Source organism: Ornithinibacillus jepli (genome assembly GCF_047228935.1).
In the GTDB taxonomy this organism is placed as follows: Bacteria; Bacillota; Bacilli; order Bacillales; family Amphibacillaceae; genus Ornithinibacillus.
Map to the genome: position 1 here is coordinate 175200 of NZ_JBFEGG010000004.1, position 15907 is coordinate 191106.

The window sequence follows — 15907 nt, forward strand, 5'->3', positions numbered from 1 at the left end:
TTGTAAGCTTTTTTGATTTCAAGCACAAAAGGAACGTTTTTATGGAAAATTTGGAAAGTAAGGTGAGGGAAGTGAAATTTCTTAGACTCGTTATCTGTGTTTTGCTCTTAGTATTAACCCCACGGCAAGTTTTATCAGTTCAAGCTTTATCGACACTTGATGAATTAGAAGTTAGAAAGATTTATTTACCTCCCACATATTCTGAACCAAGAGAGGAAGTGATTACCCATATTATGATTCATTCTATCAGTAATGTGATTGAAAATCCGAATGAGCCATATCGGATAGTTGATCTATATTTATTATTGCTTGAGTACGGTGTATCAACTCATTACCTTATTGATCGTGAAGGAAATATTTATCAACTAGTCCCTGAGGATAGAGTTGCGTATCATGCTGGAAGAAGTAACTTCCCTTATTTGCCGTTTTTTCCACATAATATGAATCAGTTTTCAATAGGGATTGAATTAATGGGCATCGGTACGAAGGGGGAAATAGGCCCAAGTGTTCCAGATGAAGTATATGATTCTCTTGATAAGAGTCTAATCGGCTTTACTGTTGCGCAATATAAATCACTCAACATGTTATTACAAGATTTACATCATCGTTATCCTACCATTTCGAAAAGTAGGCTGCATGTTATTGGGCATGAAGATTATGCACCAGACAGGAAGCAGGACCCTGGTAAGTTATTTGATTGGGGTAAAATTAATTACTAATATATTCCATTTTTTGAAACTAAACCAATTAATAATTCGTATATATAATATATTGGTTAAAGGTGGAATTTCTTATGAAAGAAAAGAAAAAGAACAGATTAGCTAGTGGGTTGGCTGTCGGAATTGCTATAGGAGTTGCTCTTGGTGTTGCAATGGATAATATTGCTATTGGAATAGCAATAGGAGTGGCAATAGGAGCAGGAATTGGTTCGTCGAAGTAAATCAATAGTCCTTGAGCACTTATTATTTTGTAATGATAGTGTAATGATGAATATTGTAAGATAAAATGGACTTTTATTTTAGTCAAACACTAGGGCCAGTAGTGTTGTAATAAAAGGGGGGATGGGTTTTGCCTAAAGAAAGACAACGGTATAGTAGATATACAAAAGAAATTAAACTAGAAGCTATTAGACGTGTTTTAGATGAGGATCAGCCTGTCCAGGAGGTAATTGCCGACTTAGGTATTCGACATCGGGACAATGTTTATGAATGGATTAAAAAATATAAAAAGTACGGTCCAGATGCATTTGAAAGAAACATAGGGAAGCAAGTAAAACCACTGGAAAAAAATGAAGATGAAAAACAGATACAAATTTTAAAGACAGAAGTAGAAGCCTTAAAAACATACCTTGAGCAAATACTTCATTGTGAGGAAGAAAAGTTTAAAGCTATCCAAACATTAGAGGGGAAATTTCCTATTGAATTATTATGTAATGCTTTAGATGTTTCGGAAGTGGAGTTTTACGAATATAGAGAGCGGCATGGTATTATTAATAACTGAAAATAAAAGATAAAGAAGAGAGGCTGTGCCTCATACAGCTTCTCTTCTTAATTAATGGATTGTGCTATTTTATCAAGCTGTTCATCAATTTCCTCTTGGATTCTAAACAACCAATCATCATAAAAATCGATAAACATTCTCTCTTTATATTGAATGACTAATTCATTATAAAGAGTTTTTTTTCTATTCCAATCTGTTTCCGTCTCACAAGCATAAAGTAGTTGCATATAATTAGTTAGGTCAAAGGATATATCTCCTACTAAACTAATATTCTCACGTTTAATTCTTAAATAACAGTTAAGTCCATGATGCTGTAAAATACTTTTCAAATGGTTTAATGCAACACGTAGGCTGTTTTTTGCACTATCTAGATCACTTTCTCCCCAAAATTCATTAATTAAAGCTTCTCTTGTTGAATGTTTATGATAAGCTAAGTAAGCTAGTAAATTTTTTGCTTTTCGTTGATTCCACTTGTCCGTGATATCGCTACCTCTAAATTTTACAGAAAATCCATTAATAATGTTTATTTCTAATGTATTAAAGGAGTTAGAAAGCAAATCATCCAGTGTATTAAGAAGTTCTTGTTCTATTATCGCAGTAATAGAATTAGAAGCACCTTGTTTTAGAAAGTTTAAGATTAGGGTAGCAAAAATATACGGGCTATCAAGCGGTACAAGATTAGACGAATATGGTACTGCATAGCTATAGCTGGTTGATTTATTTAAGTATGTTTGATAAAGGTTCGTTTGTTGAATTGGATAAAGTGGGTCTTTCTCTCCTTGGATTAATAAGACCTCTCGATCGATATTATTCAGCTCATCTATGGAAACCGTTTTGACAAGCATCTCAAAGAGTTTAAAATAAGTTTCTTGGTCTGTTCTGTTATAAGCTTTTTGTAATAAAAGTTCATTTTTTGGTGTGAGATTATAACATATCTGATGAATCATACTAGTGGAGAAGTCAGACATCTTCCCATTAGTAACTAACTGTTTTCTTTTTTGAAGTTCCCTTTCTGCTATGTGCTTTGGAAAATACATATAAATAGAAGTTAGGATGATTTTTTCAATCTTTTTCGGGTATTTTTCTAAATATTTTAAAGCTAAATTTCCTCCGAAACCTAATCCTACAGCATGAAATTTAGGAATATTAAGAGCAGTAATGAATTCGTTTAAATCAGTAATAAGAACATCCCAAGTAATGTTAGAGGTATCCGCTTTTGTCTTACCATGCCCTCTCATATCAAATGTGATAATATTATAATGTTCTTTTAGATATGGTATAATCGCATCCCAAATCGTTAAATCTAAACCCAAGCCGTGAAAGAATATAATATATTCGGAATTTGCTTTTTGGGAATTATATAACTGATAATGAATTTGAATGTCGTTTACTTCCATTTGCATATAAGTTTAATCTCCTGTAGGTTATTGTAAGTTATGATTTATGTGGTAATTATAGTATATATAGGACAATTTTACTATTGAATAAATTAGTAAAGTTAGGATTAGTTATTCGCTTACTGATAAATACAAGAAAGAGGATGGTGTTTTCGATGTACGTAACAATACCGGAACTAGCAGAATATTTATCGATAAATGAAGCGAAGGTAAAGTCACTAGTTTTACAAGGGAAAATACGAGCAATTCATGATGGAGAACAGTTTTTAGTAAACAAGACCCAATTTACTACCCATTTAGAACAAGTTGAAAAATATAGGTTAATGATACAAGAATACTTAAGTACACCGATTCCAGAAGATATTGATGTAAAAGATGAAGATTAGGAGATTATTGCATGTCATATAATAAAAGAAATACAAAGAAATCAAGTAATGGTACGATTATTTTTAAAGTAAATGAGCCAGGAGAATTGTTGCCATTTTTATTACAACAAATGGATAATCGCAGTAGAAACTCGGTAAAATCTATTTTGACGCGTGGTCAAGTGAAGGTAGATGACCATATTGAAACGAAACATAACTACCCTCTTCAACGTGGTCAAGTAGTTAGTGTGTTAAAAAATAAAGTTGCGGTGAAGGCAAGTACTTTAATAGGAATGAAGATTTTATTTGAGGATAATTCCATTATTGTAATTGAAAAAGATGCTGGATTACTTTCTATTGCAACAGAAACGGAAAAAAAGAACACAGCGCTTCATCAATTAATGGATTATGTAAAGCGAAGTGATCCTAGAAATCGCGTCTTTGTAGTTCATCGTCTGGATAAGGAAACTTCTGGTGTTATGATGTTTGCTAAAAGTGAAAAGGTTAAGCGGAAGCTCCAGGATAATTGGCGGGAGCTTGTACAAGAACGTACTTATGTCGCTTTAGTAGAAGGGGAGCTAACCAAGCCAGAAGGAACAATTAAATCTTGGTTGAAGGAAAGTAAGACGCATAAAATGTATTCTGTTCAAGATAGAGATGGCCAGCTAGCAATTACTCATTTTAGAAAAGTCCAATCAAATAAACAGTTTTCACTAGTTGAAGTCAATTTAGATACAGGCCGAAAAAACCAAATACGTGTTCATTTAAGTGATATCGGTCATCCAATAGTTGGGGATAAGAAGTACGGAGCGAAGACAAATGAAATTGGTAGGTTAGGACTTCATGCGAAAATTTTATCCTTTAAACATCCGGTAACGGAGCAGTTAATGCTATTTCGATCTGATGTGCCGAAGTCATTTTTTGCGAAGTCGAGGTAGTTGAATGTTTGAACTGAATATGAGCGGATATCTACCGAATTAGTGAAGAACTCAACCAATTTTTTTAAAAAGATAGATCAAATAATAAGCACCACTATGATAGTGGTGCTTTCTCAATTATTCTTCCATTTTGCCCTTCTGTAGTCTCCGCAAATTTTAATGAATTAATAATGGCTTCCTCAGTTGCCTCAGCCACAGCCTGGAATAGTTGGTTCATTGCTTGGTCATCATCTCTAAGGTATGTAATCGTCTCCAGATGGCCGTTTATATTATGCTGGGAAGTATTTGCAGTTGAAAAAGCAATAGCAATATCTCCACTCCCATTATCCATATGACTTCCAACACGACCTAATCCCGCTGCACTTCGCTTCGCAAGCCTTCTTAGTTGCCGGTCATAAAGAGGTGCATCTGTTGCGATGATCATCATGATAGAACCGTCTGTTGAATTAGGATTTTTCTTCTTTTCAGGGAAATTAGCAAATAACGCGTCCTGACTATCCCCAAAATTACTTAATACTAAGCAGCCGACTGTGAATTTTTCATCTGAAGCTGTTACAATACGTGAAGCAGTACCGATGCCACCTTTATACCCGAAGCATATCATTCCTTTTCCAGCACCAACAGCCCCTTGTTCACAAGCACTATTACTTGCATTTTCAATTGCTTCAATAGCATGCTCCGGCCTTACCGCTTGAAGCCGCATAGAATTTAAATATCCATCATTACATTCTCCAACCACTACATTTAACGTCCCAGCAGAAGTGCCAATTTCTTTATTATGTTCCAACATATATGTAACAGTACCTTCTATAACAGGTCCAATGCTGAGGGTATTTGTTAACATGATAGGTGATTCAATAAAACCGAGCTCATCAATTTGAACAAGTCCACTAGTCTTGCCATATCCATTAATGACATAGCAGCCAGCACGTACCTTCTCATAGAAGAGATTTCTCGGATGTGGAAGGATTGCAGTAACCCCGGTACAAATTGTCTGATTATCACTTATTTTTTCATATAATGTTTTATGTCCAACATACACACCTTCTACGTCCGTAATACAATTTTTATTCCCCTTTTGTAAAGCCATAGAATTCCCCCTAATGAATGAGTTGATAAGTATATTATGTACGAAATTGTAAAGATAATCACTAGGAACATTCATATAAGTAATAAAAAGAGTGATAATATCGTGATGCTTTTTCCGTAAACATCTTGGTTGCATTACATGTTAAAAGGTACTATACTGAACCCAATTCAATATTTTTTGTATTCCTTCGGGGTCGGGTGAAATTCCCAACCGGCGGTGATGAAGTGGTTACTTCTAAGTCCGTGACCCGTATGAAATATTCATACGGTGGATCTGGTGAAAATCCAGAGCCGACAGTATAGTCTGGATGGGAGAAGGGATTTTGTGCGGAAACTAGCAAAACGATGCATTTAACTATTACTATTTTTATAGTGATATCGTAATGTGCTTGTTTGGTTTAGTTAATTCTGTTTTTATGTACAAATTCACTCCTATGCCCCTGAAGATGATTCAGGGGCTTTTTATATTTGTGCTAAGAAAAGAGGTGAGGTAAGTGTTTACGGGATTAGTAGAAGAAAAGGGAAAAATTAAAAGGATACAAAAGGCTTCTAAGCAATCACTAGTATTGGTTATAGAAGCTAATAGGATATTGGATGACGTTAAACTGGGAGATAGTATAGCTGTAAATGGTGTTTGTCTTACAGTGACTAAATTTACATCAAGGGATTTTCAAGTCGATGTCATGCCTGAAACAGTCAAATCGACTTCTTTAAGGGCATTAAATACCGGATCTCCTGTGAATTTAGAGCGTGCTATGTTAGCTAATGGCAGATTTGGAGGACACTTTGTCTCTGGTCATGTTGATGGCATTGGCGAGATAATAAATAAACAAAAGCGGGAAAATGCCATGTACTATGATATAAAGGTCCCTGAGGAACTAGATAAGTATTTAATGCTTCAAGGGTCTATTACTGTTGACGGAACTAGCCTAACGATATTTGACGTAAATAACAATGTCGTTACGATTTCACTTATACCACATACAGTTAAGGAAACAGTAGTGGGGGATAAAGCACGAGGAGACATTGTAAATATTGAATGTGATTTGCTTACTAAAAGTATTCACAGCTTACTAACAAAAAGTAACCAAAAAGAAAGAGCAGATTTAAACACAGCGTTTTTAAAACAAAATGGTTTTATGTGAAGGGTGACAATGAATGTTTAACAGTATAGTGGAAGCCATTGAAGATTTAAAAATAGGAAAACCAATCATTGTAGTGGATGATGAAAATCGAGAAAATGAAGGTGATTTTATTGCCTTAGCTGACATGGCTACTCCTTCTATTATTAACTTTATGATTACACATGGGAAAGGACTAGTTTGTGTGCCAATCACGAAAGAGACGGCAAAGAAGCTTAATTTGCCAATGATGGTGGATCAAAGTACAGATCCTTTTGGAACAGCTTTTACCGTAAGTATTGATCATGTTAGTACTACTACAGGAATTAGCGCGGAAGAACGTTCAAGAACAATCAAAGAAATGGTCGATCCCGACGTAAAGGATACAGATTTTAAAAAACCTGGCCATATATTTCCTCTAATCGCTAAGGATGGTGGCGTTCTAACTCGGCCGGGCCATACAGAAGCTGCAGTCGATTTGGCGATATTAAGCGAGGCAACTCCTGCTGGCGTAATTTGTGAAATAATAAATGAAGATGGTACTATGGCTCGCTTACCAGATTTAATTGAGATAGCAAAGCGTATGGATTTGAAACTAATATCGATTCAGGATTTAGTCGTTTTTCGTAAAAATAATGAAATAGAAGTTTAAGAAAGATAGGGTGCTGAATATAAATGGGACAAGTATTGGAAGGACATCTACTTGGCAGTGATTTGAAAATTGGTATCGTTGTTGGGAGATTCAATGAATTTATTACAAGTAAGTTATTAGCTGGTGCTGAAGATATGTTAAAGCGGCACGGGGTTTTAGATGAAAATATTGATATAGCATGGGTTCCTGGTGCATTTGAAATATCGTTAGTAGCACAAAAGATGGCTGAAAGTGAAAAATATGATGCGGTTATTACCTTAGGAACGGTAATTCGAGGATCGACTCCACATTTTGATTATGTATGTAGTGAAGTAGCTAAGGGTGTTTCTCGTGTTTCGTTGGAAACTGGAAAGCCGGTTATATTTGGTGTGATAACAACAGAGACAATTGAACAAGCAATTGAGCGGGCGGGAACAAAAGCAGGTAATAAGGGGGCTGAATCTGCTATTTCTGCTATAGAGATGGCTAATATAATTAAGCAATTTTAACGATGGAGGATAACTGCTAAATCAGCTGTTATCCTCTCTTTATTATTAACAAATGGCAAAATAGATAAGGTTAATGTAAACTTATAAATGGGATTTTAAAGCAGGGGGAATGAGTATGAAGCCATTAATTTACCAAATTCTGATAATAGCTGTTATTTGGATTGGCATGTTATTTTTTATTCATGATATGGACCAATTGAGTAAAATGATTTTCTATTTAGTAACGTCATGGTTACTATTATTAGTAGTACTTCTAGTCAAAGAAGTAATTCGTAAAAGAAAAAATTCAAAGTAATCTTTGAATCTCAAGGAAGGGATTCGTATGTTAACGATTGAAAACTTACATAAATCTTATGGAGATAAGGTTTTATTTGAAAATATAAACTATACCATTACGGAAAATGACCGTATTGGATTAATTGGTGTAAATGGAACTGGAAAATCAAGCTTTCTAAAGGTGATAGCTGGATTGGATTCACCAGATGCCGGATTAATTCAATACCCTAAAGACTATCGTATTGAATACTTACAACAAGAAGCTGAGCTAGATCCAAATTTATCTGTCATCGAACAGATTTATTTTGGAGATTCTGCGATTATGAAGGTGTTGCGTGAGTATGAGAGTGTATTACAAAAGCTCGCACAGGATCCAGCAAACACCAAAATCCAGGATGCGTTAATGCGGGTCCAGCAGAAAATGGATGAACAGGAAGCATGGGAAGCGAATACTGCAGCGAAAACGGTTTTAACCAAACTCGGTATTACAGACTTTAATAAAAATGTAACAGAGCTATCAGGTGGACAACGTAAACGTATCGCCATAGCAAAAGCGTTAATTCAACCTGCTGATTTATTAATTTTGGATGAACCGACTAACCATTTGGATAATGAAACAGTAGAATGGTTAGAAAAGTATTTGCAAAACTTTAAAGGTGCGCTTTTACTTGTTACTCATGATCGCTATTTTCTAAATCGAGTTACGAATAAGATTATCGAACTAGATAAAGGTTATCTATATTCCTATGAAGGGAATTATGAGGTTTTCTTAGAAAAGAAAGCGGAAAGAGAAGAGTTAGAGAGAAGCAATCAACAAAAACATGCTAATACATTAAAGCGCGAATTAGCTTGGCTAAAAGCAGGAGTCAAGGCAAGAACGACGAAACAAAAGGCTAGAATTGACAGAGTTCATGAGATGAAAGAAAAAACATTTCATACGAATCAACAAAATGTAGAATTTAATGTTGGTTCTACTCGCCTAGGGAAAAAGGTTATCGAGCTAAAAGATATTAATAAATCATTTGGTAGCAAACAATTGATCCAAGATTTTAGTCAGCTTATTATTCCTGGTGACCGTATTGGTATTATTGGACCGAATGGTTCTGGTAAAACTACCCTATTAAATATTATGGCAAAAAGGATTACGCCAGATAACGGGGAAGTCCTGACGGGTGAAACGGTGAAAATCGGTTACTATACACAAGGTGATGAAGAATTAGATGGTGAAATGCGTGTAGTTGATTTCATTAAAGAAGTTGCCGAGGTCATTCATACGAAAAATGGCGATGTCATTACAGCGGAACAAATGCTAGAACGCTTTTTGTTTTCACGTAGTGAGCAATACAACTATATTCGCAAACTATCTGGCGGTGAAAGAAGACGTCTGTACCTGTTAAAAATACTAATGACAGAGCCAAATGTACTTTTCTTGGATGAGCCTACTAATGATTTGGATATTCAAACTTTAGGAGTTTTGGAAGAATACTTAGACCATTTTCCAGGAGTTGTTATTACCGTATCCCATGACCGCTATTTTTTAGATCGTGTTGTGGATAAATTACTTGTATTTGAAGGAGCAGGTCGAATAAGCGAATTCTTTGGAAACTACAGTGAATACACGGAAAAGGTTCAAGTTTCCGTGAAAAAAGAAGTGAAAACTAGCAAGATAGAACAAAAACCGAAACAAAAAAAGAAGCTTTCTTATATGGAACAAAAAGAATGGAATGAGATTGAGGATATAATAGCTACATTAGAAGAGAAACTTATGGAATTAGAAGAAGGAATTATAGAGGCGGGTAGTGACTCCGAGAAGGTTCAAAAATTATTTGCTGAACAGCAAAAAGTACAAGAAGAGCTAGAAGCAAAAATGGAACGTTGGGAAGAACTGTCGCTTTTAGTTGAAGAATTTGAGAATCAATAGAACTATTTGACTGCCTCGACCCTATCTTCATAAAGGAATGATTAAAAGTGAAAGAGGTTTACAGTGATGTTATACAATTCCGTGGGTCACATTATGACTTTGGATTTAAACAAGGAGAATTATTAAAGGATTCATTAACGATAGAAAATCGGAAACGTATTTGGAAAATACGAAGACCACATTTTATCATTGAAGAACAAGAAGTGAAAAATGCAATCCTTCCTTTTGCCCCTGGAATATGGGAAGAGTTACTTGGTTTACGTGATGCATTACAGTGGAATATAGAAGATGTACTAAGAGAATTCGGTGGCTATCGCCTTCACTATATGAGAAGTGGCTGTTCTATCTTTACAGATGCAGATTACATGATACGGAACTATGATTATCATCCAAAGACATATGAAGGAAGATATACGCTTTTTGCACCTACAGATCAAGGATATGCTGTTATTGGTCCCACTCAAAGAATTACTGGTAGAATGGACGGCATGAATGAGAAAGGGTTAAGCTTAGGGTATAACTTCATGCATCGTAAGAAACCAGGGGACGGTTTTATTTGTAATATGATTGGTAGAATGGTGCTGGAGAATTGTGCAACAGTGGATGAGGCAGTAAATATGTTAAAGGAAGTACCACATCGACATTCCTTTAGTTATATTGTATTAGACAAAACAGGGGAAACCTTTATTGTAGAAGCAACTCCTCGAGGGACAGAGGTACGTAAATCCAACGTTTGCACGAATCACTTTGAAATTATGAAACATGAGAATCGTCACCATTTAGATGATTCTTATAAACGAATGAATGCAATCGAAGCACAGAGGCACCATGCGACAGATGCTTATCAAGCTTTTCGGATGATGAATGATTCGGATAAAGGAGTTTTCTCTAAACAGTATAAAAACTGGTCTGGAACGATTCATACTTCTGCATATTTTCCTAAGGAATTAAAAGCGTGGTTCGCATTGGGAGGAGACCGTGATCCGATAATTGTTGACTTTGGTAAATGGTTAAAAGGAGAACAACTAAACTTAAAAAGAATACTAGGGAAAGTGGATACGGAACTACCTTTTGTGCATATGGATAAGAATGTACGATAATTTGTTATTATGATGTTTAAATATTTTAATGTAACAAAAGATAAGGCTAGTCATATTAAATGTTATACATGAAAATTTAGGAGGAAAATCCTATGAAGCTTTTGCAGGTTCGGAAAGGTCAGTTTGTTTTTTATCAAAATGAACTTCATAAAGTTTATGCAGTAAAACCAATGTTTAAGAAGTCAGTCCATTTGTATCGTTTGAAGGACATGAAGCAAGTTCTAACAAGTGCAAATGAAATAACCTTCTATAAACCTAAACATAATGATACGTTTATCTTCTATGGAAAACGATACACGATTGATGTAAAAAGAAAGCCTAATCCCGGTGACTTTATCTTAATTACAAAGCCTGATCCGGATTTCTTAGATCATTACTCGCTAAATTCTATTGAGAAAGTAGAGAGTGTAGAAGACGGGAATGTCGTGACAACTAGGGATAACGGTGTGAAGCACAATGAATATGTCGTGATGGTTCCAGGTAAAGCTGATGCTAGTCAAGAAATTGCCTATTATGATAAGAGTCTTGTCCCTGAAGAACAGCAAATTCAAGACGAATCGATCACATACTTAACAGATAGTGATGAAGATGTTGTCAAACCAGTTGTTGGTGATGTTTTCTTAGATATTGAAAATAATACGAAAGCTATGGTTGTAGCCATGACGGAAACAGAAGTCATTTTCGGTCATGGAAAACGAGTTCATGTGACAGATTTATTCGATGAACAAAAATATAAAGTAATCTTCCGGATTGAAGAAGACCTCTAAAGTGTTAACTTTAGGGTCTTTTTTTATATAGGCAAATAGTTCCATTTTTTAATATGTTAGCAAAAAACGACACATATTGATTAATACATGCGAAACCTATGAACGCAATAATAAATTTAGTTAGTTAGGGAGGAATGATTTCAATGAAATTTTCGCAAAAAGTAACAAGTGTTGTAACAAGTGCCGTTTTAGCATCCATTTTCGTAGCACCTGGAGCCGCGATATTTGCTGAAGAGAGTGACCAAGAGGGACTTACCCTAACCGAGGTAAACGAGGATACTAATACGTCTAACGAGGACCCTGCAATAGAAGAAAACACGGAGGTTACTGATGAAGAGACTTCAGCAGAAACCGTGAAAGAGGATACGGAAGAAGAAACTGAACTTATTCCTGGAGACTTTTTTTACTTTGTAAAAATCATGCAAGAAAAGATAAAGTTAGCTTTAACTTTTGATGACTATAAAAAGAGTCAGCTTTTAGCGGAACTTGCAGCAGACCGCATTGCTGAAGCGAATACGCTAATTCAAGAAGGTAAATATGATGAAGCTAGTGAGTTGCTTCAACTTGCTGTAAAATACCAAGAAGAAGCAGAAGAAAAACTGGAAAATAATAATTCTGAACAAGAATCTAATGAAGGAGAGTCGTCAGAGGAAGGCACTACTGATGAGTCAGAAACAGATGAAATAGCTGAAGAAACAGAAGAAGGTACTAACGAAGAAACTGAATCAGAAGAAGCTGTTGAGGGAGATTCAACGGAAACAGAAGAAGTAGTGGAAGAAGAGACAGGAGTAGAAAATGAAGATGACAGCAATGTGGAGGAAATTAAAGTAAAACTCGCAAATAATATTAATGCCCTATCTGCAGTTCTAGCTAAAATTGACAATCCTAAAGCACAAGCTGCTATTATGAAAAACATCGAAAAGTCATTCGCTAAATTAGCGAAGAAAATCGAGAAGAAAGTAGAAAAAGCTGTTAAAGAAGAGGAAAATGACGAAGAAGTTGTAGATGAAGATGTTGCAACAAATGTACCTAGTGAAAACAAGGACAATGATGAAAAAGAAACAGTAACTGTTGAAGCACCTGAAACGGATGAGGAACAAGAAATTTCGCGTGAGGAAGAAATTCAAGAGACTGTTAAGGTAGAACATCATAAATTACATAAAAAAGCGGAAGAAGCAGCTAAAAAAGTACAAGAAAAAGTAGATCATAGATATGAAAAAGCTTTGGATAAAATGGAGAAGAAAGCGAAAGAATTACATGGAAAAGTAAAAGAGAAAGTTCATCATGAAAATAAAGGTAAGGGAAATGGAAATGGTCGTAATTAACTTATACTAATCCAACAGAATTAAAATGCACCTCCTATTGAGGTGCATTGTTTTATTAAATTTTTGTTCGGACTTCCCATAACTCGGGGAAGAAATAATGATCAAGCACCCGTTTTAAATACCCAACACCCGAAGTTCCTCCAGTACCAGTTTTATGACCGATAATACGTTCAACAGTCTTCATATGACGGAAGCGCCATTGCTGAAACCAGTCTTCGATATCAACGAGTTTTTCTGCTAATTGATAAAGATTCCAATACTTATCTGTATTTCGATACACCTCTAACCAAGCATTAGCAACTGTTGAGTCCTGCTCATATTTCTTAGAAAAATCTCGCTCTAAGATGCTTTGATTAATTATAAACCCCTCTCTAGATAACGCTTGAATCGAAACATCATAAAGTCCAGGGGCTTCAAATGCTTCTTTAAGTCGTGCATGTAAAACCGAATCCTTTTCATAAATTTTCACAATATGTGGTGTTTTATATCCTAAAACAAATTCCACTAAACGATATTGATAAGACTGAAACCCAGATGCATTTCCTAAATATCCCCGGAATTCCATGTATTCAGCTGGGGTAAGTGTTGAAAGCACATCCCAAGCATGGATAATCTGTGTTTGAATTTTAGAAACTCGAGCTAGCATCTTAAATGCTGCTTGGTATTCACTATTTTTTATCGCCTCTGTTGCAGCTTCAATCTCATGAATCATTAATTTTAGCCACAGCTCACTAACTTGATGAATAACAATAAATAACATTTCATCATGATGATTAGAGAGACGCTTTTGACTGTCTAATAACGACTCAAGCTGTAAATAATCCCCATATGTCATTTTTTCCTTAAAGTCGGTATAGGCACCTGTATCATCTGAATAAAAATCCCAAACGTAATCATCACACACTTGTAACATCCTCCTTTAGAGGACGGATTACCGCTCTCACGGGGCTGCCATCAGCACCAACGATTCGCATTGGTAAGGCTATTAATTCATATAGCCCTTGTACTACATCATCTAACATAAGATTTTCTAAAATATTTATCCCATGCTTATAGAGAGCATGGTGTGTATCTAAACTCTTACTCGTTATAGGATCTACAGAAGGCATATCGATTCCAAGTAGACGAACGCCTTTCTCAGCCAAAAATGGAGCAATACTAGGATCTAAAAATGGCATTTCTTCTGGGAAACGTTTTGGATTATTCGGTAATGAAGTATGGAGTAATACACGCTCTACACCTCTTAAATCAAATTGCTCTAGAACTTCGGATGAAATAAAATCATACGGGCTTACATCAATTACTATTGCGTTTCCAATATACGTATCGACCGGAATTTGTTCAATTGTGATTCCACCATTGTCAAAATGGAAAGGGGAATCAACATGGGTCCCCATATGAACACTTGTTGTAATTTTTCCGACGTTAGCAGATCCAGTTTGTTCCTTTGTAGCCGATACGACATATGTAAAGGGACTATCTCCTGGCCAGTGGGCCATATCGTTTGTAAGGGGTTGGGTAATATCAATCCATTTCGTCATTATGCGATAACTCCTCTTGTGTTTTCGTATTTTTTGTATTGTTCTTCCAGCATGATCTGCTTTAAAACTTGAACCGTTTTCCAAACTTCTTCAAATGTATTATATAACCCAACCGGAGCGAGACGGATTCCATTTGGACTTCTAAAATCCGGTATAATTCCAGCTGCTTTTAATGCTTTACATATACTTGCCGCATTAGGATGAGTTAAGTATACATGACCACCACGTGAAGTGCGTTCGAGTGGTGAAGCTATGGTAAATCTAAATTCTTTTAACTCGACTTGAATTAACTCCAGTAGGTAATCAGTTAGTGCGAGTGATTTATTGCGGATAGCTTCTATACCAACCTCTTGGAAAATTTCTAGTGACCCAATTAATGGAGCTAAACTTAATACATGTGGTGTACCAATTTGGTAAGCTCCAGCATTTGGGGCAGGTGTTAAATCATGCTCCATGTCAAACTGCTTATCCTTTGCTGAGCTAAACCAGCCAGATAAACCAGGTTCTTTTCCTAAATGTTTTTCATTTACATATATACCAGCTACACTCCCTGGTCCACCATTAAGATGTTTATAGGTACACCAAAAGGCAAAATCTACATTCCATTCAGATAAATGATGCGGAATGGACCCAATCGAATGGCATAAATCAAAACCGATTGGAATTCCTCGTTCATGAGCTGCTTCTGTTAATGTCTTTATATCTAGAATTTGCCCACTTCGATATAATACTCCGGGAAGGACGATAAGTGCGATATCATTCGTCATTGCTTTGATGATATCTTCTGTTCGCAGCGTATGGCCGTCCTTGCTTTTCACTTTTACAAGATGGTCTTCTGGCGAATATCCATGTAATTGAAGCTGGCTTTTCATCGCATATATATCCGAAGGGAAATTTAATTCATCTGCAAGAATCTTTGTTTTCTTGCCATCTGGTTTATAGAAACTAGCTAAAAGTTGATGCAGGTTTATAGTTGTGGAGCCAGTTGCAATCAATTCTTCGGGACTTGCGCCAACAAGTGGTGAAAACTGTTTGCCTAGTTCCTCTGATAAATAAAACCAAGGATGCTTGCCTTCTGTCCAGCCATCAATTGCATAGTTTTTCCAAGAATCTAGTAAGGAAAGAACAGCTTGTTCTGCCCTTTTTGACAGTAATCCTAATGAATTTCCATCTAAATATATTCTTTCATCGGATACATAAAACTCCTCTCGAACATGTTTCAACGAGTCCTTCTGATCTAATTTCATGGCATATTCTCTACTTGTGTTCAACAATATCACCTCTTGAAAGAAATAAAGTAAGCGTTTTCTAGTTATATTGTATCAAAAATATTTTGTTTTTTAATAATAATTGAATATTTTAACTAATACGATTATACTGATGACAGATATATGAAATGGCATTTCGTATATTGAAACGGAAGGATG

General features: G+C 35.6%; 17 protein-coding genes, 1 pseudogene and 1 riboswitch. Of the genes and pseudogenes, 13 read left to right on the top strand and 5 right to left on the bottom strand.

Annotated elements, in window-relative coordinates; translation table 11 throughout:
- Positions 1-71 precede the first annotated feature (71 nt).
- The 3 genes from AB1K81_RS15275 (at position 72) to AB1K81_RS15285 (ending at position 1500) form a co-directional block, all read left to right on the top strand.
- The gene (locus AB1K81_RS15275; protein WP_412977538.1) at positions 72-719 is read left to right on the top strand and encodes an N-acetylmuramoyl-L-alanine amidase; all 648 of its coding nucleotides are present in this window, start codon (positions 72-74) and stop codon (positions 717-719) included.
- 74 nt (positions 720-793) lie between these two features.
- A complete protein-coding gene (locus tag AB1K81_RS15280; protein WP_412977539.1) occupies positions 794-940 on the top strand; it encodes a glycine zipper domain-containing protein in 147 nt (48 codons plus the stop codon).
- A gap of 128 nt (positions 941-1068) precedes the next feature.
- On the top strand, positions 1069-1500 hold the full coding sequence (locus tag AB1K81_RS15285) for a transposase (protein ID WP_412977540.1): 432 nt from the start codon (positions 1069-1071) through the stop codon (positions 1498-1500).
- A 47-nt stretch (positions 1501-1547) separates the two neighbouring features.
- On the opposite strand, the gene AB1K81_RS15290 is transcribed toward AB1K81_RS15285, so the two are convergent.
- The gene (locus AB1K81_RS15290) at positions 1548-2903 is read right to left on the bottom strand and encodes an alpha/beta hydrolase (RefSeq protein ID WP_412977541.1); all 1356 of its coding nucleotides are present in this window, start codon (positions 2901-2903) and stop codon (positions 1548-1550) included.
- 149 nt (positions 2904-3052) lie between these two features.
- Here AB1K81_RS15290 and AB1K81_RS15295 point away from each other — a divergent pair, with 149 nt between their 5' ends.
- Together AB1K81_RS15295 and AB1K81_RS15300 are read left to right on the top strand one after the other, a co-directional pair.
- The gene (locus tag AB1K81_RS15295; RefSeq protein ID WP_412977542.1) at positions 3053-3283 is read left to right on the top strand and encodes an excisionase family DNA-binding protein; all 231 of its coding nucleotides are present in this window, start codon (positions 3053-3055) and stop codon (positions 3281-3283) included.
- Between the two features lie 11 nt (positions 3284-3294).
- Positions 3295-4200 carry an RluA family pseudouridine synthase gene (locus tag AB1K81_RS15300; RefSeq protein ID WP_412977543.1) on the top strand — a complete coding sequence of 302 codons (906 nt, stop codon included), beginning with the start codon at positions 3295-3297 and terminating at the stop codon, positions 4198-4200.
- A gap of 94 nt (positions 4201-4294) precedes the next feature.
- Here the strand turns inward: AB1K81_RS15300 and AB1K81_RS15305 are convergent, their stop codons facing one another.
- Positions 4295-5290, bottom strand: coding sequence for a P1 family peptidase (locus tag AB1K81_RS15305; protein WP_412977544.1), 996 nt, complete (start codon positions 5288-5290; stop codon positions 4295-4297).
- A gap of 179 nt (positions 5291-5469) precedes the next feature.
- Positions 5470-5613, top strand: a riboswitch (FMN riboswitch).
- A gap of 170 nt (positions 5614-5783) precedes the next feature.
- On the opposite strand from AB1K81_RS15305, the gene ribE reads away from it, so the two are divergent.
- The 8 genes and pseudogenes from ribE (at position 5784) to AB1K81_RS15345 (ending at position 12939) form a co-directional block, all read left to right on the top strand.
- Entirely contained in the window at positions 5784-6434 is a 651-nt protein-coding gene (gene ribE, locus AB1K81_RS15310; protein WP_412977545.1) for a riboflavin synthase, read from the top strand.
- 13 nt (positions 6435-6447) lie between these two features.
- Positions 6448-7050, top strand: a pseudogene (gene ribB / locus AB1K81_RS15315) (3,4-dihydroxy-2-butanone-4-phosphate synthase); the annotation flags it as partial.
- Between the two features lie 35 nt (positions 7051-7085).
- Positions 7086-7550, top strand: coding sequence for a 6,7-dimethyl-8-ribityllumazine synthase (ribH, locus tag AB1K81_RS15320; RefSeq protein ID WP_412977546.1), 465 nt, complete (start codon positions 7086-7088; stop codon positions 7548-7550).
- A gap of 115 nt (positions 7551-7665) precedes the next feature.
- Positions 7666-7845 carry a hypothetical protein gene (locus tag AB1K81_RS15325; protein WP_412977547.1) on the top strand — a complete coding sequence of 60 codons (180 nt, stop codon included), beginning with the start codon at positions 7666-7668 and terminating at the stop codon, positions 7843-7845.
- 27 nt (positions 7846-7872) lie between these two features.
- Positions 7873-9747, top strand: coding sequence for an ABC-F family ATP-binding cassette domain-containing protein (locus AB1K81_RS15330; protein WP_412977548.1), 1875 nt, complete (start codon positions 7873-7875; stop codon positions 9745-9747).
- 47 nt (positions 9748-9794) lie between these two features.
- The gene (locus tag AB1K81_RS15335; RefSeq protein WP_412977549.1) at positions 9795-10847 is read left to right on the top strand and encodes a C45 family autoproteolytic acyltransferase/hydrolase; all 1053 of its coding nucleotides are present in this window, start codon (positions 9795-9797) and stop codon (positions 10845-10847) included.
- Between the two features lie 92 nt (positions 10848-10939).
- Positions 10940-11614, top strand: a complete 675-nt coding sequence (locus AB1K81_RS15340; protein ID WP_412977550.1) for a hypothetical protein — start codon at positions 10940-10942, stop codon at positions 11612-11614.
- Between the two features lie 143 nt (positions 11615-11757).
- Entirely contained in the window at positions 11758-12939 is a 1182-nt protein-coding gene (locus AB1K81_RS15345; RefSeq protein WP_412977551.1) for a DUF5667 domain-containing protein, read from the top strand.
- Positions 12940-12994: 55 nt separating this feature from the next.
- Here the strand turns inward: AB1K81_RS15345 and kynA are convergent, their stop codons facing one another.
- Genes kynA through kynU form a run of 3 tightly spaced genes read right to left on the bottom strand, consistent with a single transcriptional unit; the run spans position 12995 to position 15727 of the window.
- Complete coding sequence (gene kynA / locus AB1K81_RS15350) at positions 12995-13843, bottom strand: tryptophan 2,3-dioxygenase (protein WP_412977552.1); 849 nt, start codon at positions 13841-13843, stop codon at positions 12995-12997.
- Entirely contained in the window at positions 13836-14480 is a 645-nt protein-coding gene (gene kynB / locus AB1K81_RS15355; RefSeq protein WP_412977553.1) for an arylformamidase, read from the bottom strand. Before kynB ends, kynA begins: the two co-directional genes overlap by 8 nt.
- Complete coding sequence (kynU, locus tag AB1K81_RS15360; RefSeq protein WP_412977625.1) at positions 14480-15727, bottom strand: kynureninase; 1248 nt, start codon at positions 15725-15727, stop codon at positions 14480-14482. The genes kynB and kynU overlap by 1 nt, the downstream gene beginning before the upstream one ends.
- Positions 15728-15907: the final 180 nt, after the last annotated feature.

Bases quoted from the DNA above. Each gene is read 5' to 3' on its own strand.
- AB1K81_RS15280 (WP_412977539.1), top strand. From the start codon at position 794: ATGAAAGAAAAGAAAAAGAACAGATTAGCTAGTGGGTTGGCTGTCGGA.
- AB1K81_RS15290 (WP_412977541.1), bottom strand. From the start codon at position 2,903: ATGCAAATGGAAGTAAACGACATTCAAATTCATTATCAGTTATATAAT.
- AB1K81_RS15295 (WP_412977542.1), top strand. From the start codon at position 3,053: ATGTACGTAACAATACCGGAACTAGCAGAATATTTATCGATAAATGAA.
- AB1K81_RS15300 (WP_412977543.1), top strand. From the start codon at position 3,295: ATGTCATATAATAAAAGAAATACAAAGAAATCAAGTAATGGTACGATT.
- AB1K81_RS15305 (WP_412977544.1), bottom strand. From the start codon at position 5,290: ATGGCTTTACAAAAGGGGAATAAAAATTGTATTACGGACGTAGAAGGT.
- ribH (WP_412977546.1), top strand. From the start codon at position 7,086: ATGGGACAAGTATTGGAAGGACATCTACTTGGCAGTGATTTGAAAATT.
- AB1K81_RS15325 (WP_412977547.1), top strand. From the start codon at position 7,666: ATGAAGCCATTAATTTACCAAATTCTGATAATAGCTGTTATTTGGATT.
- AB1K81_RS15330 (WP_412977548.1), top strand. From the start codon at position 7,873: ATGTTAACGATTGAAAACTTACATAAATCTTATGGAGATAAGGTTTTA.
- AB1K81_RS15340 (WP_412977550.1), top strand. From the start codon at position 10,940: ATGAAGCTTTTGCAGGTTCGGAAAGGTCAGTTTGTTTTTTATCAAAAT.
- AB1K81_RS15345 (WP_412977551.1), top strand. From the start codon at position 11,758: ATGAAATTTTCGCAAAAAGTAACAAGTGTTGTAACAAGTGCCGTTTTA.
- kynB (WP_412977553.1), bottom strand. From the start codon at position 14,480: ATGACGAAATGGATTGATATTACCCAACCCCTTACAAACGATATGGCC.
- kynU (WP_412977625.1), bottom strand. From the start codon at position 15,727: ATGAAATTAGATCAGAAGGACTCGTTGAAACATGTTCGAGAGGAGTTT.